The organism is Terriglobus albidus (assembly GCF_025685425.1).
GTDB lineage: Bacteria > Acidobacteriota > Terriglobia > Terriglobales > Acidobacteriaceae > Terriglobus > Terriglobus albidus.
This window is the reverse complement of sequence record NZ_JAGTAS010000053.1, coordinates 88,672-109,375: the sequence shown is the minus strand read 5'-3', so window position 1 is coordinate 109,375 and position 20,704 is coordinate 88,672. Positions and strand designations below refer to the sequence as shown.

The 20,704-nt window shown below is 58.3% G+C and carries 20 protein-coding genes; 13 read left to right on the top strand and 7 right to left on the bottom strand.

The features are described 5' to 3' along the window. The first annotated feature begins 207 nt into the window (after positions 1-207). Positions 208-1,686, top strand: a complete 1,479-nt coding sequence (locus OHL21_RS12625) for a porin (protein ID WP_263417633.1) — start codon at positions 208-210, stop codon at positions 1,684-1,686. Positions 1,687-1,691: 5 nt separating this feature from the next. Here the strand turns inward: OHL21_RS12625 and OHL21_RS12620 are convergent, their stop codons facing one another. From OHL21_RS12620 to OHL21_RS12600, 5 genes are read right to left on the bottom strand one after another with little or no spacing between them, the layout of a single operon-like run. Beyond that, complete coding sequence (locus tag OHL21_RS12620; protein ID WP_263417632.1) at positions 1,692-2,171, bottom strand: DinB family protein; 480 nt, start codon at positions 2,169-2,171, stop codon at positions 1,692-1,694. A 20-nt stretch (positions 2,172-2,191) separates the two neighbouring features. Then, positions 2,192-3,073 (bottom strand): glycine betaine ABC transporter substrate-binding protein, encoded by an 882-nt coding sequence (locus tag OHL21_RS12615; protein ID WP_263417631.1) that lies wholly within the window; start codon positions 3,071-3,073, stop codon positions 2,192-2,194. Next, complete coding sequence (locus tag OHL21_RS12610) at positions 3,070-3,702, bottom strand: ABC transporter permease (RefSeq protein ID WP_263417630.1); 633 nt, start codon at positions 3,700-3,702, stop codon at positions 3,070-3,072. Before OHL21_RS12610 ends, OHL21_RS12615 begins: the two co-directional genes overlap by 4 nt. After that, on the bottom strand, positions 3,699-4,466 hold the full coding sequence (locus OHL21_RS12605) for an ATP-binding cassette domain-containing protein (protein WP_263417629.1): 768 nt from the start codon (positions 4,464-4,466) through the stop codon (positions 3,699-3,701). The genes OHL21_RS12610 and OHL21_RS12605 overlap by 4 nt, the downstream gene beginning before the upstream one ends. Positions 4,467-4,493: 27 nt before the next feature. Next, on the bottom strand, positions 4,494-5,279 hold the full coding sequence (locus OHL21_RS12600) for an ATP-binding protein (RefSeq protein WP_263417628.1): 786 nt from the start codon (positions 5,277-5,279) through the stop codon (positions 4,494-4,496). Between the two features lie 263 nt (positions 5,280-5,542). Between OHL21_RS12600 and gap the strand changes: the two genes are divergently transcribed. From gap to OHL21_RS12565, 7 genes are all read left to right on the top strand, one after another. Further along, complete coding sequence (gap, locus tag OHL21_RS12595) at positions 5,543-6,547, top strand: type I glyceraldehyde-3-phosphate dehydrogenase (RefSeq protein WP_263417627.1); 1,005 nt, start codon at positions 5,543-5,545, stop codon at positions 6,545-6,547. Between the two features lie 5 nt (positions 6,548-6,552). Continuing rightward, a complete protein-coding gene (locus tag OHL21_RS12590) occupies positions 6,553-6,927 on the top strand; it encodes a cupin domain-containing protein (RefSeq protein WP_263417626.1) in 375 nt (124 codons plus the stop codon). Continuing rightward, a complete protein-coding gene (locus OHL21_RS12585; protein WP_263417625.1) occupies positions 6,924-7,298 on the top strand; it encodes a RidA family protein in 375 nt (124 codons plus the stop codon). The genes OHL21_RS12590 and OHL21_RS12585 overlap by 4 nt, the downstream gene beginning before the upstream one ends. 23 nt (positions 7,299-7,321) lie before the next feature. After that, the gene (locus OHL21_RS12580) at positions 7,322-8,536 is read left to right on the top strand and encodes a phosphoglycerate kinase (RefSeq protein ID WP_263417624.1); all 1,215 of its coding nucleotides are present in this window, start codon (positions 7,322-7,324) and stop codon (positions 8,534-8,536) included. A gap of 4 nt (positions 8,537-8,540) precedes the next feature. Beyond that, positions 8,541-8,762 carry a hypothetical protein gene (locus tag OHL21_RS12575; protein ID WP_263417623.1) on the top strand — a complete coding sequence of 74 codons (222 nt, stop codon included), beginning with the start codon at positions 8,541-8,543 and terminating at the stop codon, positions 8,760-8,762. Positions 8,763-8,786: 24 nt separating this feature from the next. Beyond that, entirely contained in the window at positions 8,787-9,533 is a 747-nt protein-coding gene (gene tpiA / locus OHL21_RS12570) for a triose-phosphate isomerase (RefSeq protein ID WP_263417622.1), read from the top strand. Between the two features lie 122 nt (positions 9,534-9,655). Further along, the gene (locus OHL21_RS12565) at positions 9,656-11,401 is read left to right on the top strand and encodes a thiamine pyrophosphate-dependent enzyme (protein WP_263417621.1); all 1,746 of its coding nucleotides are present in this window, start codon (positions 9,656-9,658) and stop codon (positions 11,399-11,401) included. A 421-nt stretch (positions 11,402-11,822) separates the two neighbouring features. Here the strand turns inward: OHL21_RS12565 and OHL21_RS12560 are convergent, their stop codons facing one another. Continuing rightward, a complete protein-coding gene (locus OHL21_RS12560) occupies positions 11,823-12,647 on the bottom strand; it encodes a fumarylacetoacetate hydrolase family protein (protein ID WP_263417620.1) in 825 nt (274 codons plus the stop codon). Between the two features lie 12 nt (positions 12,648-12,659). After that, positions 12,660-14,618, bottom strand: a complete 1,959-nt coding sequence (locus OHL21_RS12555; RefSeq protein WP_263417619.1) for a YjhG/YagF family D-xylonate dehydratase — start codon at positions 14,616-14,618, stop codon at positions 12,660-12,662. A 251-nt stretch (positions 14,619-14,869) separates the two neighbouring features. Between OHL21_RS12555 and OHL21_RS12550 the strand changes: the two genes are divergently transcribed. The 5 genes from OHL21_RS12550 to OHL21_RS12530 all read left to right on the top strand — a co-directional run bounded on the left by OHL21_RS12550 (position 14,870) and on the right by OHL21_RS12530 (position 20,677). Next, complete coding sequence (locus tag OHL21_RS12550) at positions 14,870-15,868, top strand: HPr kinase/phosphorylase (protein ID WP_263417618.1); 999 nt, start codon at positions 14,870-14,872, stop codon at positions 15,866-15,868. Positions 15,869-15,964: 96 nt separating this feature from the next. Continuing rightward, complete coding sequence (locus OHL21_RS12545; protein WP_317889978.1) at positions 15,965-16,696, top strand: response regulator transcription factor; 732 nt, start codon at positions 15,965-15,967, stop codon at positions 16,694-16,696. A 14-nt stretch (positions 16,697-16,710) separates the two neighbouring features. After that, entirely contained in the window at positions 16,711-18,495 is a 1,785-nt protein-coding gene (locus OHL21_RS12540; RefSeq protein ID WP_263417616.1) for an ATP-binding protein, read from the top strand. After that, complete coding sequence (locus OHL21_RS12535; RefSeq protein ID WP_263417615.1) at positions 18,492-19,976, top strand: hypothetical protein; 1,485 nt, start codon at positions 18,492-18,494, stop codon at positions 19,974-19,976. The genes OHL21_RS12540 and OHL21_RS12535 overlap by 4 nt, the downstream gene beginning before the upstream one ends. After that, complete coding sequence (locus OHL21_RS12530) at positions 19,976-20,677, top strand: hypothetical protein (RefSeq protein WP_263417614.1); 702 nt, start codon at positions 19,976-19,978, stop codon at positions 20,675-20,677. Before OHL21_RS12535 ends, OHL21_RS12530 begins: the two co-directional genes overlap by 1 nt. Positions 20,678-20,704: the final 27 nt, after the last annotated feature.

The following is a 20,704-nucleotide window of genomic DNA, read 5'->3' as shown; positions in this document are numbered from 1 at the left end:
TGGAAGGCCAAGCCAAGCCCATAGTGCGGAAGCCCTACTCTAGACCTAGGGCGAAATGCTCTATCGCCTGCACGACAGTGGAATCACTCATCCGTGGTCAATGGCGTATTTGGGATGCTAGACTCTCCGGGTTCCGATAAACGTACAGCGTTTTGGACTCCGGCGCAGGAGTCTGTTTTGTGCGCGGAACCACGGGAGAACTAGATTTTGAATCGACATGCCCTCCACGCTGCAGGGCTGTGCCTTATCTTGCTGTGCGCGCCAAGGGCTCTGTTCACGCAGGAGTCATCCAGCCATAGCATTACGGACACGTTGACCGCTCGAACTGAACCGGGGCTCAACGTGGAGACCGCGGGCCCTGCTGCTGCCGTCCATAAGCCTGCCGAAGGCTTTCTTGGCCGGTTGACCCATTTCTACCTCAACGATTGGCATGCGGCGCCCAGCACAGAGCCGGCGCCGCGCCGTGCGCTTGACGCTCCCATGGACTCACCTCCCTTTCCCAGCTCGGACTGGGGGTACGGCGGTGCTCCCACGATCGGCACGCCGGACAGCAATGTCTATCCCACGATGGCGGCGCTCCGGCGCGAGGGCGCGAAGACGCACCTGTACGGATGGGTGGAGGCATCTGCCAACGTGAGCACTTCGTCCCAGACCAACTACCCGTTGGCCTACAGCGCGCTCCCCAATCGCGTGATCCTGAACCAGGCGGTTGTTGTGCTCGAGCGTCAGCCCGACACGATGCAGACGCAGCATTTCGACTGGGGCTTCCATTTCTCGGGACTGTTCGGGGCTGACTACCGCTACATGTCGGCCAAGGGGTACTTGAGCGGCCAGCTGCTGGATCATAATCGCCAGTATGGTTTCGACCCGGTATGGGAGTCGCTCGACCTCTACTTCCCAGTCAAAGAGGGACTGGTCATCCGCGCCGGTCGCTTCCTCGCTCTGCCGGGCATCGAGACGCAGATGGCGCCGGGCAATCTGACTCACACCCACTCACTCATCTTTGCCATGGCTCCTTCCACCGAGACCGGTGCTGTCGCGACGCTGAAGCTCACGAAGCAATGGATGATACAGGCGGGCATCTCGGCAGGACACGATGTCGCTCCCTGGACGGTGGACCGCACCCCTTCAGCACTGGCCTGCCTTAACTACTCGACCCGCTCGAACCACAACAACATTGAGGTCTGTGCCAGCGGTATCAACGGCGGGCACTATGCCTATAACAACGTGCAGCACTTCGACGCGGTCTGGAATCACCGATTCAACAGCAAGTGGAACACTTCCACTGAGGGATGGGTCATGTACGAGCGCGATGTGCCGAACGTCGCCACTGGTGCTCATCCCGTCGTTCCGGTTGAGACTGGCGCCAATGGAGCCTTCTGCTCCGCCGAACAGGCAAGCTGCTTCGCCCCCGAATATGCAATGTTGAACTACCTCAATCGTGCCGTGAACTCAAAGCTCTACATCGGCATGCGCAACGGCTTTATGAACGATAAGAAGGGCCAGCGGACAGGCGTTCCCGGCCGCTACACCGTCAACACCGTGTACGTCACCAAAGACTTCGGCTCAACAGTCATGCTGCGTTCCGAACTGCGCTTCGACCACTCATGGGACCGCCAGGGCTACGACAACGGTACAGAGAGCAGCCAGCTGCTGTTCAACATGAATTTGATCTATAAGTTCTAAGTGATTCAGTCCTTCTGCCGAAGCGCAGCGATAACCTTGGCGGTCGTGATCGCCTGGCCGACATGACGTTGCGTGTGATCGGCGACGTGGACCAGCAGGCCACCCAGCGTGACCGGAAGTCTGTCGCGTCCGACATGGCGAACTTCGCCAAAGTCTGAAGTTATCGCGAGAATTCGGTCACGAGTGGCGGCGAGCGCGCCACCCAACTCCGCAAGAATCTCTTCGGAAGTTCCCTGCGGATCGGCTTCAGAGCGAAGCAGGATCAGTTGTACTTCGGTCAGCGAACCGCCTTCGGCGTAGGTCAACAAACGATCGAGAGAGCGTGCGAGGTGACGAAGCTGAAACGCGACCGAAGGCAGGTTATGCGGCCGCGCGTGCAGCTCCTCCTGAGAGAGATCCTTCGACCATCGATAGAGATCTTCTTCCGCAAGGTCGAGGGCGTGCAGCACCGCTCGGCGAATAGGTTCGACTTCGGTGCGGCTCATCCGGAGCCAGGGTTCTACCATCACAGTCCCTTTCTTTGGCGGAACTCTCGTACGACCTCGGCAACATCCCGGTGATTGCCGTCAATCTCGTGATTCAACGTTTGCATCTCTTCGGCAGAGATCTTTCCAGCGAGCTGCTGCAGCGCTACCGCGAGCCTCGGATGACGCCGCAGTGCATCCTCCCGGACGAGCGGCACGGCCTCATAGGGAGGAAAGTAACGCTTGTCATCCCGCAATACAACCAGGCCCAGCGCACGGATGGCTCCATCGGTCGAGTTGCCGGAGACGATATCCACCTGATGCCCGGCGAGGGCGCGATACAGCAGACCGAGATCCATAACCCGCGGAGCTCCATTGAAACGGAGCTGATAGGTCTGCTCCAGTCCTGGCAGCCCATCCGGGCGCGATTCGAACTCGTAGCCGGTGCCAAGCTTCCACTGTGGAGCAAACTGGGCGGCTTGGGAGAGGGTCTGTACGCCCAGACGGGTGGCATCATCCTTCCGCAGCACCATGGCAAATGTATCTTCGAAGCCTAATGGTTGTGCGACGGTGACGTGATACTGCCTGGCGTAGATGGTACGAATGGTGGCCAGTACTCGCGCCGGATCGCGATCAAGCGGTTGTTTGAGCACAGCGGTCAAAGCAGTTCCGGTGTACTCCGGATAGAGATCGATGCGTCCCTGCACTAGCGCCTGATGCGCGATATAGCTGCCCGCAAGATAGAAACGGCGATCGACACGCTCGTGGGTTGTGCTTTCGATTTGCTGCGCCAGCAGCTCGCCAAGGATGACCTGCTCCGTAAAGTTCTTGCAACCAACCACGATGCGAGATACTCGTGGAGGAGCGCAGGCCACAAGACCAAGCAGAGCCAGAACTAGCAGCAGAAGGAATCTGCGGCTCATGCGCGCTTCACCGTCAGCTTCTTTTCTGCAAATCCAAGGGCCGCATCCGCCAATAACGCCAACAGGGCTGCCGGAATCGCCCCACCGAGTACCAGGCCGTTATCGACCGAGGCGACACCGCGGAAGATCAGCTCACCAAGACCGCCCGCGCCAATGGCTGCTGCAATCGTCGCGACACCGACGCAGGTCACAGTGGCGGTCCGCAGGCCTGCCAGAATGACAGATGCCGACAGCGGCAGCTCTACCTTGAGGAGCCTCTGGCGCGCCGTCATACCCAGTGCCGTAGCAATATCGGTCAGCGTCGGATCGATACTGCGGATTCCGGCATATGTATTGCGAAGGATTGGCAGCAATGCGTAACCAGTGAGCGCCAGGATGGCCAAACGAGCTGCATTTTCTCCGAGCCACGGCACCGGCAGAAGCAGTCCGAACAGTGCGAGAGACGGCACAGTCTGCAGCACATTGGCAAAGCCGATGATGGGTTTAGCCAGCCTCGGCCGGCGGGAGAGCACGATGCCCAGCGGCAACCCGATCACCGTCGCCAGCAGCATCGCAAATAGCGTAAGCCACAGGTGCTCGAAGGTCAGACGGGCCATCTCATACCCATGGGCTCGCAGGAAACCGGTCATGACGCCGTCTCCTCGTGGTTGCGATGATTGTGCCGGACGGCGCGGATGTACTGCCGTACATGGGGATCACTGGAAGGCATGACCTTGTTTGAAGGAAGGTCTGCGACGACGCGGCCGCCTTCCAGAAAAATCACTCGTTGCGCAAGATAAAGAGCCTCTTCCAGATCGTGCGTCACCAGCAGGACTGTCTTGTGGAGACGCTCAATGAGTGACGCCATCATCTCCTGCATCTCCACCCGGGTTACCGGATCCAACGCCCCGAAGGGTTCATCCATCAACAGAATTGGCGGATCGGCAGCAAGAGCCCGGGCGAGGCCCACCCGCTGCCGCTGGCCCCCGGAGAGCTGCCAGGGATAGCGGCGGGCGAAGCTCGTCCCTTCAAGGCCGACCATGGGCAGCAATTCGGCGACGCGCGTAGCGATCTGCGTCTTCGATGCCCCCGCCATCTCCAGCGGGAGCCCGACATTGCGCTCGATCGTCATATGCGGGAAGAGGCCTGTTTCCTGAATGACGTAGCCGATGCCGCGGCGGAGCGACGTACAGTCCTGAGAGGCGACAGGCTCCCCCATCACACGCGCCTCTCCGGCGGTGGGCGCCGCCATAGCGTTCACCATGCGTAAAAGGGTTGTTTTGCCGCTACCGGAGCGGCCAAGCAAGGCGGTCGTGCTTCCCTGCTCAATGGCGAGATGAATTCCGCTCAAAATGGAGCGGCCGCCGGAGAGTACGAGCGATAAGGCGTCGAACTCAACGGCGGCTATGGCCATAAAAGGGCCTCCCCTGAATGCCGGACTTCAGGCCTCTGCGGCAGGCGCAGAATCGTCGTTAGTGCCGCTCTTTACACGGACAACGGTGACCTTCGAGAACCCTTCTTTGAAGCTTGGCGGTCTCAGTCGCTCGGCCATCTTTTTCATGACATCGTCAGAGACACTGCGCTCACGCTTATGATTGCGCTCCATGCAGATCTCGAGCGGTACGTCGAAGTACACGGCATGCACCTCGTAGCCGAAGCTCTTGGCCATCTTGATCCACTGGCGACGCTCATGCGCCGAGAGATTGGTGGCATCAACATAGTTCCATGGCATCTTGGCGATAAGCCGGGCCCGCAGCAGCGACCGCAGGGTGGAAAAGACCAGCCCCTGATAACGCTGCTCGGTGATGTCATCAAACAGAATGCTGCGCAGCATATCGCTCGAAAGCGGGGTTACGCCACGGCGCTTGTACCAGGTGGTCTTCCCGCTTCCGGGAAGACCGATGGTCAGCACCACAAAGCCGCGTGGCTGTCGCGGAGATGCCGTCGAGGGCTCGTCTGGCTGGGATGTCGGCGGCTCAGCAGGCTGAGTCTCGACCTCTACCTTGCCCTCGGCAACGGCTTCTGGAGTAGCCTCAAGCGCCTCTGCGACTGCGGAAACCTCACTTGCCGCGACAACGTCGGGCGGAGGTTCAGCCGCAGCTTGCTGGGCAGCTGGCTCATCGGGATAGGCGGGACGCAACGGAGCCGGCTGGTCGGTCGGCAACTCCTGACCGATCTTGCCAGTGGACTCCGAGTTATTCGGCCCGCGGCGGGAACGTCTTCTCATCTTTTCGCGCATCCATTCGCGCATATGTTTCTGCTTGTAACACAGTGACTTGCCAGCCGCAAACTACTCCCTCTCCAGAGGTATTCGGCTGGGTAATGGGAGGCCATAGTTTTGGCTAATGGTCAGTCCACCGACTATTTGCGGGGGCCTTTCCCATGCTGGTAGCATCGGTCTTTAGATGTGCGTTTGCCGCCAACCAGCGGCCTGGAAACGCGAAATGCTACCCGTTTCAACCTGTGAATTGAATAAGGAGCCAACTGCATATGGCAGTGAAGGTAGGAATCAACGGCTTCGGCCGCATCGGCCGCAATGTCTTCCGCACCGCAATCAATAACCCTGAAATTGAATTTGTCGCCGTTAACGACCTGACCAGCCCGGCGACGCTGGCACACCTGCTGAAGTACGACTCCATCCTGGGCAACCTGCCGAACGAGATCTCGGCCGGTACGGACTACATCCAGGTGGATGGTAAGAAAATCAAGGTCTACGCTGAGCGCGATCCTGCCAAGCTTCCCTGGGCCGAAGTCGGCGCTCAGATCGTCGTGGAATCGACCGGCCACTTTACCGACGCCACCAAGGCGAAGGCTCACCTCGGCGAGACCGTCAAGAAGGTCATCATCTCCGCCCCCGCCACCAACGAGGACATCACTCTCGTGCTGGGTGTGAACCAGGAGAAGTACGACCCCGCCAAGCACAACGTCGTATCAAACGCATCGTGCACCACGAACTGCCTTGCTCCCGTGGTGAAGGTGTTGCATGAGAGCTTCGGCATCGTTAACGGCATCATGACGACGGTCCACAGCTACACCAACGATCAAGTGATCCTGGACTTCCCGCACAAGGATCTGCGCCGCGCCCGCGCCGCAGCCATCAACCTGATCCCCAGCTCCACCGGCGCCGCCAAGGCTCTGAAGCTGGTGATCCCGGAGATGGCCGGCAAACTGGACGGCTTCGCGATCCGTGTTCCAACCCCGAACGTCTCAGTCGTTGATCTGACCTTTGTCGCTGAAAAGCCGGTGACCGTTGAAACCGTCAACGCCGCGATCAAGGCCGCATCGGAAGGTCCCCTGAAGGGCATCCTCGGCTACACCACGGAAGAGCTGGTCTCCTCTGACTTCAAGGGCGACAACCGCTCTTCGATCTTCGACTCGTCTCTGACTAAGGTCATTGGCAATACGGTGAAGATCATCAGCTGGTACGACAACGAGTGGGGCTACTCCTCACGCGTGAAGGACCTGATCCTCTTCCTTCAGCAGAAGGGGCTCTAAGGCACGTGGCCCCGCTTGAGGTCATCCTGAAGCGATTCGAGACACCGGACGAGATCCGGATCTTCGAAAAAGGCAGGTTTGAGGTAGTGCGGCTGGGTGGCATGTCCATCGGCCGCGCTACCTATGAACCAGGATGGAAGTGGAGCGAACACGTAGGTAAGGCCTCGGGCCAGACCAGTTGTTACGTGGAGCATGTCGGTATGGTGGTCTCCGGCCAGGCTACCGCCGCGATGGATGATGGCAATGTCATCGTCATGAAGCCGGGGGATCTCTTTTACATCGCGCCGGGACACGATAGCTGGGTAGTAGGCGACGAGCCGTATGTGTCGTTACACTTTCTTGGCGCTGATAGTTACGCACAAAAACAGGAGCCTAAGTGACACGCACGAATATTGCAGGCACATCTCCTTATGAGCCGATCATCGGTTTCTCCCGCGCGGTCAAGGTTGGCGGACACGTCCATGTCTCCGGTACTGGACCGGTAGGCGCCGATGAGGAAGACGTAGCCTCTCAGACCCGCAAAGTCCTCGAAATTATTCAGACCGCCCTGGAAAAAGCCGGTGCCCGGTTGGAGCATGTAGTGCGGACCAGAATGTTCCTGACTCATGCTGCGGATTGGGAAGAGGTGGGCCGCGTGCACGGCGAATTTTTCGGCAGCATTCGTCCCGCGGCGACGATGGTGGTCGTCAAGGAACTGCTCAACCCCGACTGGCGTATCGAAATCGAAGCCGACGCATTCATCACAGACTAGTTTTAGACAGGACACCAGACAGTATGGCCAAGCTCTCCATCCGCGATCTCGATTTGGACAACAAGCGTCTCTTCATCCGCGTGGACTTCAATGTTCCGCTGGCGGACGGAGGACACTCGATCACCGACGACACCCGCATCCGTGAGACCCTTCCCACGATCGAATATGCCATCCGCCATCATGCAAAGGTCATCCTGGCAGCGCATCTTGGCCGCCCCAAAGGCAAAGTGAATCCTGAAATGAGCCTGCGTCCGGTAGTCGATCGCCTGCGCCAGTTGCTGGATCACGCGTTGGGCGAGCAGATCAATGTTGCCTTCTCCCCCGACTGTGTCGGCGAAGTCGCGGAAGAGCTGACGCGTCAGCTTGAGAGCGGGCAGGTGCTCCTGCTCGAGAATCTGCGCTTCCATGCCGAAGAGGAGAAGAACGATCCCGCCTTCGCGAAGAAGCTGGCCAAGCTGGCCGATGTTTATGTGAATGACGCCTTCGGCGCTGCCCACCGCGCCCATGCCTCGACCGAGGGAATTACGCATTACGTACAGCAGTCTGCCGCCGGCCTCCTGATGGAGAAGGAGCTGAACTATCTCGGCAAGGCGCTTCATAACCCCGATAAGCCGTTTGCCGCCATCATCGGCGGCGCCAAGGTCTCCGACAAAATCGAAGTCATCGAGAGCCTGCTCGATAAGGTCGACACTTTGCTGATCGGCGGAGGCATGGCTTATACCTTCCTCAATGCCAAGGGTCAGAAGACCGGAAAGAGCCTGGTAGAGACCGATAAGATTGAAGTCGCCAAGGCAGCCATGGATAAGGCTGACTCTAAGGGCGTGAAGCTCCTGCTGCCGGTCGACCATGTGCTGGCTGACAAGTTCGACGCTAAGGCAAAGACACAGATCTTCGACGGCGAGGGCGACTTCCCGGCCGACTGGATGGCCTTGGATATTGGTCCGAAATCGATTGAACTGTTCAAGCACGTCATTGCGGATGCACGCACGATCGTCTGGAATGGACCGATGGGCGTCTTTGAGATGCCGGCCTTCGCCAAGGGCACGATGGCGATTGCCCGCGCCGTAGCGGCAAATCACGATGCCACCAGCATTGTGGGCGGAGGCGACTCTGTCGCAGCCGTACATGCAGCCGAGGTCACGGATCGGATCACGCACGTTTCAACTGGCGGCGGGGCCAGCCTGGAGTTCCTCGAGGGCAAGAAGCTGCCTGGTGTGGAAGCTCTGACGAATAAATAACCTGATGCGAACGCTGCTGATCGCGGTCCTGATAGTCATTTCCGCAGTACTGGGAGGCTGCCTGATCGCGCTCAGCACGCTCGTCAGGAGCGGTGCTCAGTTCTTTCACTCCAATAACGCTGTCGCGGTCGATGCAAATGTGTCTGTCATACCAGTGATGGTCGGAGCGATCTTCGGAGCGGCCGGTGGCTACCTTTTGGCGCGGGTCTTTCTTCCTCGTGGTTAGTTCGAATCGTTAGAATGGTTGGCCATGCGTAAAAAACTGATCGCTGCCAACTGGAAGATGTACAAAACTCCTTCCGAAGCGCTGAGCTTTGTCGAGGCTTTCCTTCCCCTCGTGGCTGGACATACTCGAGATGAGATCGTGCTCTTCCCTTCCATCACATCGCTCGCGACAGTCATCAGCCGCGTCCGCGGCACCAATGTCGCAGCCGGCGCGCAAACCATGCACTGGGCCAATGAGGGAGCCTATACCGGCCATACCTCGCCGGTCATGCTGACTACGCTTGGCGCGACCCACGTACTCATCGGTCATTCCGAGAACCGTCAGTACGATAACGAGACGGACGAACGCATCAACCTGAAGGTGAAGGCGGCTATCTCTCACGGACTGACACCGCTGCTCTGCATCGGCGAGCAGCTCGATGAGCGGGAGTCTGGAAAGACAGAGGATGTTCTCGCCAGCCAATTGGCCGGAGCGCTCGCCGGCTTTCCAAAAGAGCATGCGGACAAGCTGGTTGTTGCCTATGAGCCGGTATGGGCTATCGGTACCGGCCTGACCGCCACGCCCGAGATCGCCGAAGAGACGCACGTCATCGTTCGCAACCATATGGCGCAACATCTGGGCGATACAGCCAACGAGATCCGCATTCTTTACGGCGGCTCCGTCAAGCCGGAGAATTCCAGATCACTCCTGGAACAGCCCAACATCGATGGAGCCCTCGTCGGCGGCGCCAGCCTGAAGGCGGACTCCTTCGCCGCTATCGTGAAGTACTAAATTGAGGTTCCCATACACCGGTGATGACCTCCCGGTGTATGGGCGAGACGGAACTTCCCCTTCGATAACCGGGAAACTGCCCCACGAAACGCGGCATCAGAGTTTCGCGAGGGGACAGACCTATGTCAAATACATCGGATGTACTGGTGGAGCGGCTGATCGCGTGGGGCGTGGACACGATTTTTGGTCTTCCCGGCGATGGCATCAATGGGGTCTTCGAGGCACTGCGGCAGCGGAAAGACCGCATCCGATTTATCCATGTGCGGCATGAGGAGGCGGCAGCTTTCGCAGCATGCGCGTATGCCAAGTTCACCGGCCGGCTGGGCGTGTGTATCGCGACCTCCGGGCCTGGGGGAATTCATCTGCTCAATGGCCTTTACGATGCCAAGATGGATCACGCTCCCGTCCTTGCGATCACGGGACTGCAACATTCAGATCTGCTCGGGACCTTTTCCCAGCAGGATGTCGCGCTGGACAAGCTCTTTATCGATGTGTGTGAGTACAACGAGCGGGTCATGAATGGAGCTCATATCGAGAGCCTGACCGACCTCGCAATACGGACAGCGCTAGCCAAACGAGGTGTCGCGCATCTTACGCTTCCTGTCGACGTACAAACACAGCCGGTTAAGCAAGGACGATCTGAACGGAATCCTCCGCATCACACTACCGCAACGCCGGCCTTTGATACACATCTGCCCTCCCAGGTCGACCTGCACCATGCCGCCGACATCCTGAACCGTGGCAAGCGAATCGCTATCCTTGCCGGTCAGGGCGCATTGCATGCGACTGACGAGTTGGAGCGTATCGCGGCCGGACTGGGAGCTCCCATTATTAAATCGCTGCTCGGTAAGGCTGCGGTTCCGGATGATAGTCCCTACACCACCGGCGGCATCGGTCTGCTGGGAACGGAGCCATCGCAGACAGCACTCGAAGATTGCGACACCCTGCTGATGGTGGGCACATCCTTTCCCTACATCGAGTTCCTGCCAAAGCCCGGCGATGCAAAGTGCGTCCAGATCGACTGCGACCCACAGCGTATCAGTCTGCGATATCCAGCGGATGTCGGCATCGTGGGAGATGCCAGGGTATGTTTGCGCGTTCTCCTTCCGATGTTGAAGAAGCACGACGACCGCTTCCTGCGCAGCGCCCAGAAGGGTAAGCAGAAATGGGCGGAACTGCTCGAGAAGCAAGGAACTCATCTCGACAAGCCGATGAAGCCCCAGGTGGTCGGTTGGGAGCTGGGCAAACGGATTCCCGCAAACGCGATTATCACTTCGGACTCCGGAACGATTACGACCTGGTGGGCCCGTTATGTCCCGGCTCTCCGCGGACAGAAGCATAGCTGCAGCGGCAACCTCGCCAGCATGGCATGCGGTCTTCCTTACGCGATCGGGGCCGCCATTGCGTATCCGGACCGGCCGGTCTACTGCATCATCGGGGATGGCGGCCTTTCGATGCTGATGGGCGAACTGATAACCATCGCCGCCTACCAGTTGAATATCAAAGTCATCGTCATCAAGAACAACACTCTCGGTCAGATCAAATGGGAGCAGATGGTGTTTCTCGGAAACCCTGAGTACGCCTGCGATCTCTTCCCCGCTGACTTTGCCGCGATTGCGCGGGGCTGCGGCATCCCCTCATGGAGGATCGAGGATCCGGCACGTTGCGGCGCAGACCTGGACCTTGCGCTGCAACGGCAAGGCGCCGCTCTGGTGGAAGCAGTGGTCGATCCGTTTACGCCACCCATGCCGGCGAAGGTCAAGCCTGCGCAAGCAGCTAAGTTCGCAGAGTCGCTCATGCGGGGAGAACCAAACCGCGGGAAGATCGCTCTGACAGCCGTCTCCGATGCCGTCCGCGAACTGGTCTAACTATCATTCCCTTTTTGTACTGAGGAGCAGACTCGAAGAGAGTCTGCCCTTTATTGCTGAGAGATGAAATGAGATCACCTCGTCTTCGCACTTTGTCATCCTGAGCAACCGGGGTCCCCGGCCAGCGTGGCTGGCTGGGGTGGAAAACGATGGAGCTGCTTTCTTAGCTGATCACAGAATCTGGACTAGAGTGGGTTTCAGTGTTTGGGTAGAGAAGCAGATTTCTCCGCTACGCTGCGAAATGACCAAAATTACGCTGTTTGGTGTCCCGAGACCTGAATCGACCGAGACGCCTCTTTGTTTGTCATCCCGCAGGGATCTGCTTCTCTACCGATACTTCTCCGGCAAACGCCACCTTGTCATTTGCGCAGCATAGCGGAGAAATCTGCTTCAACGTACCAGGAACCTGGGACTGCCGTCGTTAGGCAACGTGGTTCTCCAGTGTTCCGATTCCATCAATCGTGATCCGAATTTTATCGCCTGATTCCAACGTGAAGTTGTCCGGTGGCACCACGCCTGTGCCGGTCATCAGGAACACGCCATCCGCGAAGCTGCACTCACGGAAGAGATAGGAGGCAAGCTCTTTCAGTTCACGTTTCATCTCTGCCATGGAGGTCTCGCCTGTGAAGACGATCTCGGCGCCACGGGCGATCGCGATTGAAATCTTTGTGGACTTCGCAATCGGTTCCGTCGCCAGCAGGACGCACGGCCCTAGAGCACAGGCGCCGTCGTAGTTTTTTGCTTGCGGCAGATAGAGGGGATTCTGGCCTTCAATATCGCGTGAGCTCATGTCGTTGCCGATGGTGTAGCCGGCAATCTCACCTTTGGGCGTAAGCAACATGACAAGCTCCGGCTCCGGTACCGACCATGTGGCATCGCGGCGAATCCGCACCGCGCTGCCCGAACCCACGACACGCTTCCCTGCAGATTTGAAAAAGAGTTCCGGACGTTCCGCATGATAGACACGATCATAGAAGTCACCACCTCCGGCATCTTTCGACTCCTCCATGCGTGCACTGCGGCTGCGATAGTAGGTCACGCCGGAGGCCCAGACCTCCTGGCTCTCCACCGGAGCCAGCACCGTCAATCCATCAAGTGAAGCGCGGCCCGTGCCCTGCGTAGCAGCCTTGGCACGCTGTTGCAGTTCGGCGGAGGTCAGCAGTTCATCCCAGCTGGTTGCCGCTACCGGATAGAACACCTGATCTGCTTCAACAAAAGCTCCGCCTGTAGTGCGATAAAGTCTCATTTCCCTCTCCTGTTATCCCTGCAGCTTTTGCAGGATTGCATCAACGTCATAGACACAGCCGCCCCAGACTCCGCCACTGGCCTGCACCAGGCCGGCCCACAGCCGTGTATCTGCGGGCAGACCTGGATGCGGTGCAAGGTCGGGCCGAGGTGACCGCGCCGCCAGCCTCATTGCTCCCTCTTCCGGGGTGAAGCGCTCGTCTCCTTCACCGACCAGGTTTACCGAGCCGTGAAGTTGTTTGCGATCGATCACGATCTCAATCGTGTCGCCGTCCCGCAACCTGCCTACGGGGCCTCCCGCGAGCGCCTCCGGCGATACATGGCCGATGCATGCACCGGTCGACACTCCGCTGAATCGTGCATCGGTGATCACTGCGACATGACGGCAGTACGGCAGATTCTTGAGCGCAGAGGTGATCTGATAGATCTCCTGCATGCCCGCTCCTTTAGGGCCGCTGCAGATCAACGCCATCACATCCCCTTCACCGATGCTTCCCTGTTTAATCGCGGCGATTGCAGCTTCCTCTGTCAGGAAGACTCTTGCGGGACCTGTATGGCGATAGACTCCATCGGCATCGATCAACGCGGGATCGATGGAGGTGCTCTTGATCACGCTTCCATCCGGTGTGAGATTACCGGAGGGGAAACAGACAGTGGAGGTGAGTCCAGCGGAACGCGCCCGGTCCGGAGACATGATCACCTCCTCGGCATCAACACCATCCAGATCGCGCAGGCGCTGCTTCAGGATGCGCCTGCGATCACTGTGTTCCCACCATTCCAGGTTCTCGCCAAGAGTCGTACCGCTGGCCGTCATCACGCGGAGATCCAGCAAGCCGGCATTCCTCAGGTGCAACATCACCTCAGGGACACCCCCCGCCAGAAAAACCTGAACCGTGGCGAAGTTTTTAGGACCGTTTGGTAAAGCATCGACCAGTCGAGGAACGCTGCGGTTGGTATGCGTCCAGTCCTCAACCGTTGGACGGCGAAGACCGGCGGAATAGGCAACGGCTGGAATATGCAGCAGCAGGTTGGTGGAACCGCCGATAGCAGCATGAACCACCATCGCATTGTGGATGGCAGCGTCAGTCAGTACATCGTGTGTTCCGATGCCGAGCGCCGTCATCCTCAGCATCGCCCGTGCGCTGCGCGTCGCGGCATCGAGCCAGATATCCTGTCCCGAAGGCGCAAGCGCCGTATGCGGCAAGCTGAGCCCCATCGCTTCGGCAACCGCCTGTGCGGTCGCGGCCGTACCGAGGAACTGGCATCCGCCTCCAGGTGAGGCACAGGCCCGGCAACCCATCTCGGCGGCGTACTCGAGCGTGATCTGGTGCTGGGAATAGCGTGCGCCGATCGTCTGTACCTTACCGGCATCTTCGCCATTCTCAGGCAGGAGTGTGACGCCACCTGGAATTAGAACACTGGGATAGGCTCCCGAAGATGCCAGCGCCATCATCATGGCAGGCAGCCCCTTGTCGCAGGTTGCCACACCAAGCACACCACGGCGGGTCGGCAGCGAGCGCATCAAGCGGCGCAATACAACAGCGGCATCGTTCCGGTACGGCAGAGAGTCCATCATGCCGTGGGTTCCCTGGGTTCGGCCGTCACAGGGGTCGGTGCATGCGCCGGCAAACGGCGTCGCGCGGAGATTTCTGAGCTCACGGGCGGCCTCTGTTACCAGCAGGCCTACCTCCCAGTGACCGGTATGAAAGCCAAGCGCAATGGGGGTTCCATCCGCCGCACGTACACCACCGTGTGTGCTCAGGATGAGATATTCGGGGTCATTCAGGCGCCCAGGTTCCCAGCCCATGCCGGCGTTCTGGGACAGGCCGAAGAGATTGCCCGATGGCTGCCGCACCAGCATCTCCGGCGTAATCGGCAGTGCTCCCTCAGGACCGCGTGCGTGCGTCTTCACTGCCTGAAACAATGACAGATCGCTATTGAGAATCGTTTCTATCCCGACCGCTTCAGACATACAGACCGCTAAACAATGGTGGAGTGCCGATAAAATTCGACCCACAAAGAAATGTACAGGAAGCGGGTAGACTCTGGCGACCGCCATCAAGGTATCGCCACAACCTTCCCCGCTGAGTCTCTGTTTTCATCTGTTTCAACCGGTTCGGATTCCTTTTCTGGACGAGTTCTCCGCCTCAGACAAAAAGATGACATTCGACCAACAATTCAGCGAACCGGCCACTTCATACTGAACTTTCGACGCAACCCGCAATGAGTCTACCGATCGCCCAACATGGATTCGAAACAGCCGCACCGCTACAGGACGGCCATCTGGTGCACGGCCCGGAGTTACACATCCGCCGCCGGTTCAATTGTCTCGGCTTTGCCATCGATCTCGCTACAAATCATCCTGAAGTGGAGATAGCAGCCGCCGAAAGCTGGAGCACGGCTCCTGCCCTCTTTGCCGACGATCCGATTCATATTGCGGTGACCGTCGTAGAGAACGGAGATACTATCTGCCCTCCGGCGCCTGTCTTTCGCTCTCTCGGCCACGTTGGCATGCATATTGCGGACTCGTCCAACGTCCTGCTGTCGGATATGGAGACCGGCAATTCGCAGATCTGCATTTCGACGGCAGCCTTAACATCCCGCTCGTATCTACGATATTTCTTCCTCGAAGCTGCGGCGCTCACGATGATCTCGACCCGGCACTGCGTCCCCATTCATGCCGCCTGCGTCTCTGCGCAGGACCACGGAGTGCTGCTATGCGGCGAATCCGCGGCGGGAAAGTCTTCGTTTGCGTATGCCTGCGCCCGGGCCGGCTGGCGTTATACCTCCGATGACGCGTCCTATCTCCTGTTGCGGCAATCTCCCTCTACCGTCGTCGGCAACTGCAATCAGTTTCGTTTCCGGCCAGGAGCCCGCGAGCTCTTTCCGGAGCTTCGCAACTTCGAGATCACTCCACGAGCAGCCGGGAAGCCGTCGATGGAGTTGCCGGTAGCGAAGCTCAATGGCATCAAAAGCCAGCAGAGATCTTCGGTATCCCTGCTTGTCTTTCTTGAGCGCGTGTCCTACGGTCCACCGGCGATTCTTCCTCTTCAGTCGGGCCATGCCCGGTCCTTTATCCGGCAACACTGGTCCGGCATGCGCGAATCGCAACATGCAGCGGTAGATCGGCTATTGCGGGAGGCGCCGGTTATCCGGTTGACCTACAGCGGGTTTGGAGATGCCATCCAACATCTGGAGCAGTACCTTCACAGCCTGCACTAAGGCCAAATCACTCCGTACCGTCTCCCCCTTGTCACAAGATTGTCACTTTGCTACCTTTTTTGGCGGACGCGGGGCTTTCAGAGTGACAATTAGCCCATGCTCCAGATGGGAACTCAAGAATTGACTCATTCCCCCGTTGTGATGCCGACTCGCACACACATCCTCGTCGTTGAAGACGACCCACGGATGCAAAAGGTTCTTCACAGGACCTTCCGTGAGCTTGGATATAGCGTGACGGTCTGTGGCGACGGCAAGACGGGCCTCGACGCCTTCCATAGCATTCGGCCATCAGCCGTAATTCTGGACCTTGTCTTACCCAATATCACCGGACGCGACCTCTGCAAGATGATGAAGGCAGAGCGGCCGGAGACACCGATCATCGTCGTCTCAGCCATTAATGAAGTCGCGGACAAGGTTCTTCTTCTTGAATTGGGCGCGGACGATTACGTCACCAAACCCTTCTCTCCAAGAGAGCTGACTGCCAGGCTCCAGGTCGCACTTCGCCGTCAGCAGAAGCCAAGCACGGTCACCACTTATACCTTTGGGGACTGCACCATCGACTTCGCACGCATGACTGCTCACCGCGCGGGAGAGCCTGTCACGCTGACGGCCCACGAATTCAAGCTTCTGAAGTACTTTGTTGAACATGCGGAACGCGTGCTCAGCCGCGAAGAGCTGCTGAACGAAGTCTGGGGGTACAATTCCTATCCAACGACGCGGACCGTTGACAATCAACTTCTAAAACTTCGCCAGAAACTCGAAGTCAATTTTGCGGAACCCCAACATTTTCAGACGGTCTACGGCGCAGGGTATAAATTCGTACCGTAGGTCTGAGATTGAAAATGTTAACGAAAGACACGCCAGGCATTCGTACACGCGTCCTTCTGCTTGCCTCGCTGGTCCTCGTCATTGCGGGATCTACCGCTGCAAGTCTCCTCATTATCCGCAGCCGTCTTCAACAGCATGCCCAGGAGGCATTTTCAGCCGACCTCTATCGCTCGGTCGAGCTCTTCCAAAAGCTGCAAACGCAAAAGTTAGTCAACCTGCGCAGAGCCAATGCGCTGATCGCCGATCTCCCCAGCCTGAAGGCGTTGATGACAACCCGGCACCAGGAGACGGTAGCTGACGGCTCAGTGCCCTTCTGGAAGGTCAGCGGAAACGACCTGTTCGCCCTTGCAGACCGGGATGGCAACATCCTGGCCCTCAATACCCGCCGGCCTTCGGCGCAGCTTTTACCTGCCCTGCGGCAGAAATTTTCAGACCCATCGCAACACCTTCTGCTTGCGGGATCCGATTTATACGAATACACAACGACGCCGATCTACTTTGGCGACCCGGCATCAGGAACTCTTCTTGGCTACGTTATCAGCGGCTATGCGATCGACGACGAGCTTATGCAGGACGTGGCCAGCAGCGCCGGTTCCGATGCCGCAGTCTTCCACGGCTCCCAGCTTATCGCCAGCAGTCTCCCGGATGCGCGAGTTACCAGGATCTCCGCTGACCTGCATACCATCATCGGGGCATCTGTTCCCGTTTCGGCAGTCCTGAATGGCGAACGCTATCTTGCGATCACAAAAAATTTCGAGGCCAACGAGATTACGCCGATACGGCTCGTCATGTTGAAGTCATTTGCGCAGACGGACGCCGCTGAAAAACAGATCAACCGTCTCGTGGCACTGGCGGGCGCCATTGCTCTTGCTGGTGGCACCATCTTGATGCTCCTGCTGTCGCGCATGCTTACCAGTCCCATCGAGCGGCTCACTTCGGGTGTCCGTGCCTTCGGCACAGGAAATGACACCTACGTTCTACCTTCCAACGGAACGCAGGAGGTCCGTTTCCTAAGCAAGACCTTCGCGCAGATGCGCGAGCAGATACAGACAACCAATTCGAAACTGTTGGAGTCCGAGAGGCTGGCCACAATCGGCCGCATGGCTGCATCCATCTCGCATGACCTGAGACATTACCTTGCAGCCGTCTACGCCAATGCGGAGTTTCTGGCATCCCCAAATCTATCGGAGCCTGAGAGAAATGAGCTGTATGAGGAGATCCGGCTCGCTGTCCAGGGCACCACGGAGATGCTCGATTCGCTGCTCATCTTCGGCCGAACTGGGAATGCGCTGCTACGTACGACCGCCTCGGTAGAAGTTCTTGCAGAACGCGCGATTACTCTCGTCAAATCACATCCTGACTCTGATGGAGTCGCGGTTACTTTCATCAATAACGCCGCAGATACCACAGCTGCCGTAGATGGCCGCCAGATTGAGCGCGCTCTGTACAACCTGCTGCTCAATGCCTGCCAATCGGCAAGGCAAAGTCCCACGACGCGCAGCGTCTCTCTTACACTGACGGCGACACCGAAAACCATCTCCGCCAGCATTGTCGATTCCGGCCCCGGCGTTTCGGAAAGCATCCGCGATAATCTCTTCGCACCGTTCGTGAGCGAGGGACGTCACAAAGGTACCGGTCTGGGGCTTACTCTGGCATGGACCGTCGCGCGAGAACATGAGGGTGATGTACGACTCGTGGACGGGCGTGCCGGTTCAACGACATTCGTCTTTACGATCTCTCGCACTCTTCATTCCGGCGACGGAACGTCACATCTACGAGATGGGGTATTGACCCAATGATGCGCGACACTCTCAAACTCCAGAGCATGATCCTGGTCTTCGCGCTGCTGCAGCCATCCATGAGTCAGGCGCAATCTGCGCCGCCTGGGAATGTGTCTCAGACGCAGGAGACTCCGGAACAAAAGATCACCCGGCTTTCAACGGCAATCACGCGGGTGCAGTCACAGGTGGAGGACTACCAGAAACAAATTCAGGAGATGCAGCGGCAGCTTGCGGAGTTGAAACAACAACTTGCTGCCTCGGCAACCACTGCCGCCACAACTGGAACGACGCCATTGCCCGCCGCAACGCCAACCCTCGAAGAACGGGTCGACGCACTGGAATCTGCCGTCGCGACCCATGATTCGTTGAAGGTTGAGTCTGAATCGAAGTATCCAGTTTCAGTCACAGGCCTGGTGCTGTTCAATACCTTTGTCAATACGCATCGTGTCGATGTGCCGGCTACTCCGACGTATGCCTTGCGAGGTGGCGGAACTACAGGATTCACGATGCGTCAAACCGTGCTTGGTATTGACGCGCGTGGACCGCACTTCCTGGGTGCGACCAGCCGGGCTCAACTCCGTACAGACTTCTTTGGCTCCGCCACGAGTTCCGAATACTCCGCCGGAGGTCTTATCCGTCTTCGTACCGCCTTGGCCTCCCTGGACTGGAAGAATACTCAGGCCTTCTTCTCGTACGACCGGACGATCCTCAACCCTGACGCGCCAACATCTCTTGCTTCGGTAGCCGTTCCCGCGCTCTCCTGGTCCGGCAATCTGTGGACATGGAACCCACAGGTTGGTGTAAGTCAGTCTATCCCTCTTTCCACCACATCGAAGCTCACGCTCCAGACGGCGTTTATCGATGTCAGCGATCCTTTGCTTCCCTCTGCCAGCAGCAGCTCCACTTCGACTCTGGCAGAACGCAGCAGATGGCCGGGCGTTCAGCTTCGTACCGGCGGCAGCTTCGGCCCAGCCGACCGTGAAACCCGGTTCGGACTTGGCGGCTACTTCAGCCCACATCGCGCGGCCGATGGAAGCCGGTTCGATGCCTGGGCGGCCACGGTCGACCTCCATCTGCCCTTTGGGAAATACCTCATGCTCACCTCCAATGCCTACCGCGGACAAGCCCTGGGCGGACTCGGTGGCGGAGGCTATGCCGACTTCATCTATCGCGATTACGAAGGGGCAACTGCAATTCAACCAATCGACGATGTTGGTGGCTGGGCCCAACTTGCTATCAAGACTGGTCGTTTTGAGACGAACATTGCCTATGGCCTCGATAATCCCTTTAGTAAGCAGATCCGCTCCAGGACGGCTAATTCTACGGCTCCCACATATTCAGGGCTGACACGCAACAGCACACTCATGCTGAATACGATCTACAGCCCAAATGCCTACCTGCAGTTCTCACTCGAATACAAGCGGTTGCAATCCACCTTCCCAAGCCGCGACCGCTATGCAAGCGACGCAATTGGACTTTCAGGGGCTTATCGATTCTGATGACTACCGGCGCCTTTATTCGCAACATCGCGGCCGTCTGCCTTATCGCATACGCATTACCCTCCGCTCACGCTTCGGACGCAACCGCGCGGTTACGTCTTATGGATGCAGCATCAGCGAAACGACCGGCAAAGCTTCCTCCAGCGGTACTTTGGCTCAAACCTCTGAGCTTTCCACCGCCTCCGTTTCCTGCCGGCCCTAGCCCAGTCATGCTGCAGAAGAACAAGACGTTCACTCCTCATCTTGTGGTGGTTCCTGTAGGCGGCAACGTAATCTTCCCGAATGCCGACCCCTTCTTCCACAATGTCTTCTCGCTCTTCGATGGCAAACGATTTGACCTGGGCCTTTACGAGGCCAACTCAAGCCGTTCGGTTAACTTCTCACGCGAAGGCATCTCATACATCTTCTGCAATATCCACCCGGAGATGTCGGCGGTGGTTATCTCGCTCAGCACGCCCTACTATGCCATCGCGGATGCCGGTGGGCAGTTTCGTCTTACAGGACTGCCTGAAGGAGAGTATGAGATGCATGTGTGGGTCGAAGGCGAACGCCAGCCGATACTCGACCGCTACACCAGGCGCGTCCATATCACCGCAGAGAACATCAATCTCGGCGATATTGCCATTGAACACCCTCAGCCCACACAGCACCTGAACAAGTTCGGACAGCCTTATGGTCCGTCAGACCATGAGATCTACTAATCACCGCAGCCTTCGGCATCGCCTTAT

Coding starts and splice junctions, on each gene's coding strand:
- OHL21_RS12540 (WP_263417616.1), top strand. CDS start 16,711: ATGTTAACGAAAGACACGCCAGGCATTCGTACACGCGTCCTTCTGCTT.
- OHL21_RS12555 (WP_263417619.1), bottom strand. CDS start 14,618: ATGTCTGAAGCGGTCGGGATAGAAACGATTCTCAATAGCGATCTGTCA.
- OHL21_RS12575 (WP_263417623.1), top strand. CDS start 8,541: ATGCGAACGCTGCTGATCGCGGTCCTGATAGTCATTTCCGCAGTACTG.
- OHL21_RS12600 (WP_263417628.1), bottom strand. CDS start 5,279: ATGAGAAGACGTTCCCGCCGCGGGCCGAATAACTCGGAGTCCACTGGC.
- OHL21_RS12535 (WP_263417615.1), top strand. CDS start 18,492: ATGATGCGCGACACTCTCAAACTCCAGAGCATGATCCTGGTCTTCGCG.
- OHL21_RS12620 (WP_263417632.1), bottom strand. CDS start 2,171: ATGAGCCGCACCGAAGTCGAACCTATTCGCCGAGCGGTGCTGCACGCC.
- OHL21_RS12550 (WP_263417618.1), top strand. CDS start 14,870: ATGAGTCTACCGATCGCCCAACATGGATTCGAAACAGCCGCACCGCTA.
- gap (WP_263417627.1), top strand. CDS start 5,543: ATGGCAGTGAAGGTAGGAATCAACGGCTTCGGCCGCATCGGCCGCAAT.
- tpiA (WP_263417622.1), top strand. CDS start 8,787: ATGCGTAAAAAACTGATCGCTGCCAACTGGAAGATGTACAAAACTCCT.
- OHL21_RS12545 (WP_317889978.1), top strand. CDS start 15,965: ATGCTCCAGATGGGAACTCAAGAATTGACTCATTCCCCCGTTGTGATG.
- OHL21_RS12530 (WP_263417614.1), top strand. CDS start 19,976: ATGACTACCGGCGCCTTTATTCGCAACATCGCGGCCGTCTGCCTTATC.
- OHL21_RS12605 (WP_263417629.1), bottom strand. CDS start 4,466: ATGGCCATAGCCGCCGTTGAGTTCGACGCCTTATCGCTCGTACTCTCC.
- OHL21_RS12610 (WP_263417630.1), bottom strand. CDS start 3,702: ATGACCGGTTTCCTGCGAGCCCATGGGTATGAGATGGCCCGTCTGACC.
- OHL21_RS12565 (WP_263417621.1), top strand. CDS start 9,656: ATGTCAAATACATCGGATGTACTGGTGGAGCGGCTGATCGCGTGGGGC.
- OHL21_RS12580 (WP_263417624.1), top strand. CDS start 7,322: ATGGCCAAGCTCTCCATCCGCGATCTCGATTTGGACAACAAGCGTCTC.
- OHL21_RS12615 (WP_263417631.1), bottom strand. CDS start 3,073: ATGAGCCGCAGATTCCTTCTGCTGCTAGTTCTGGCTCTGCTTGGTCTT.
- OHL21_RS12560 (WP_263417620.1), bottom strand. CDS start 12,647: ATGAGACTTTATCGCACTACAGGCGGAGCTTTTGTTGAAGCAGATCAG.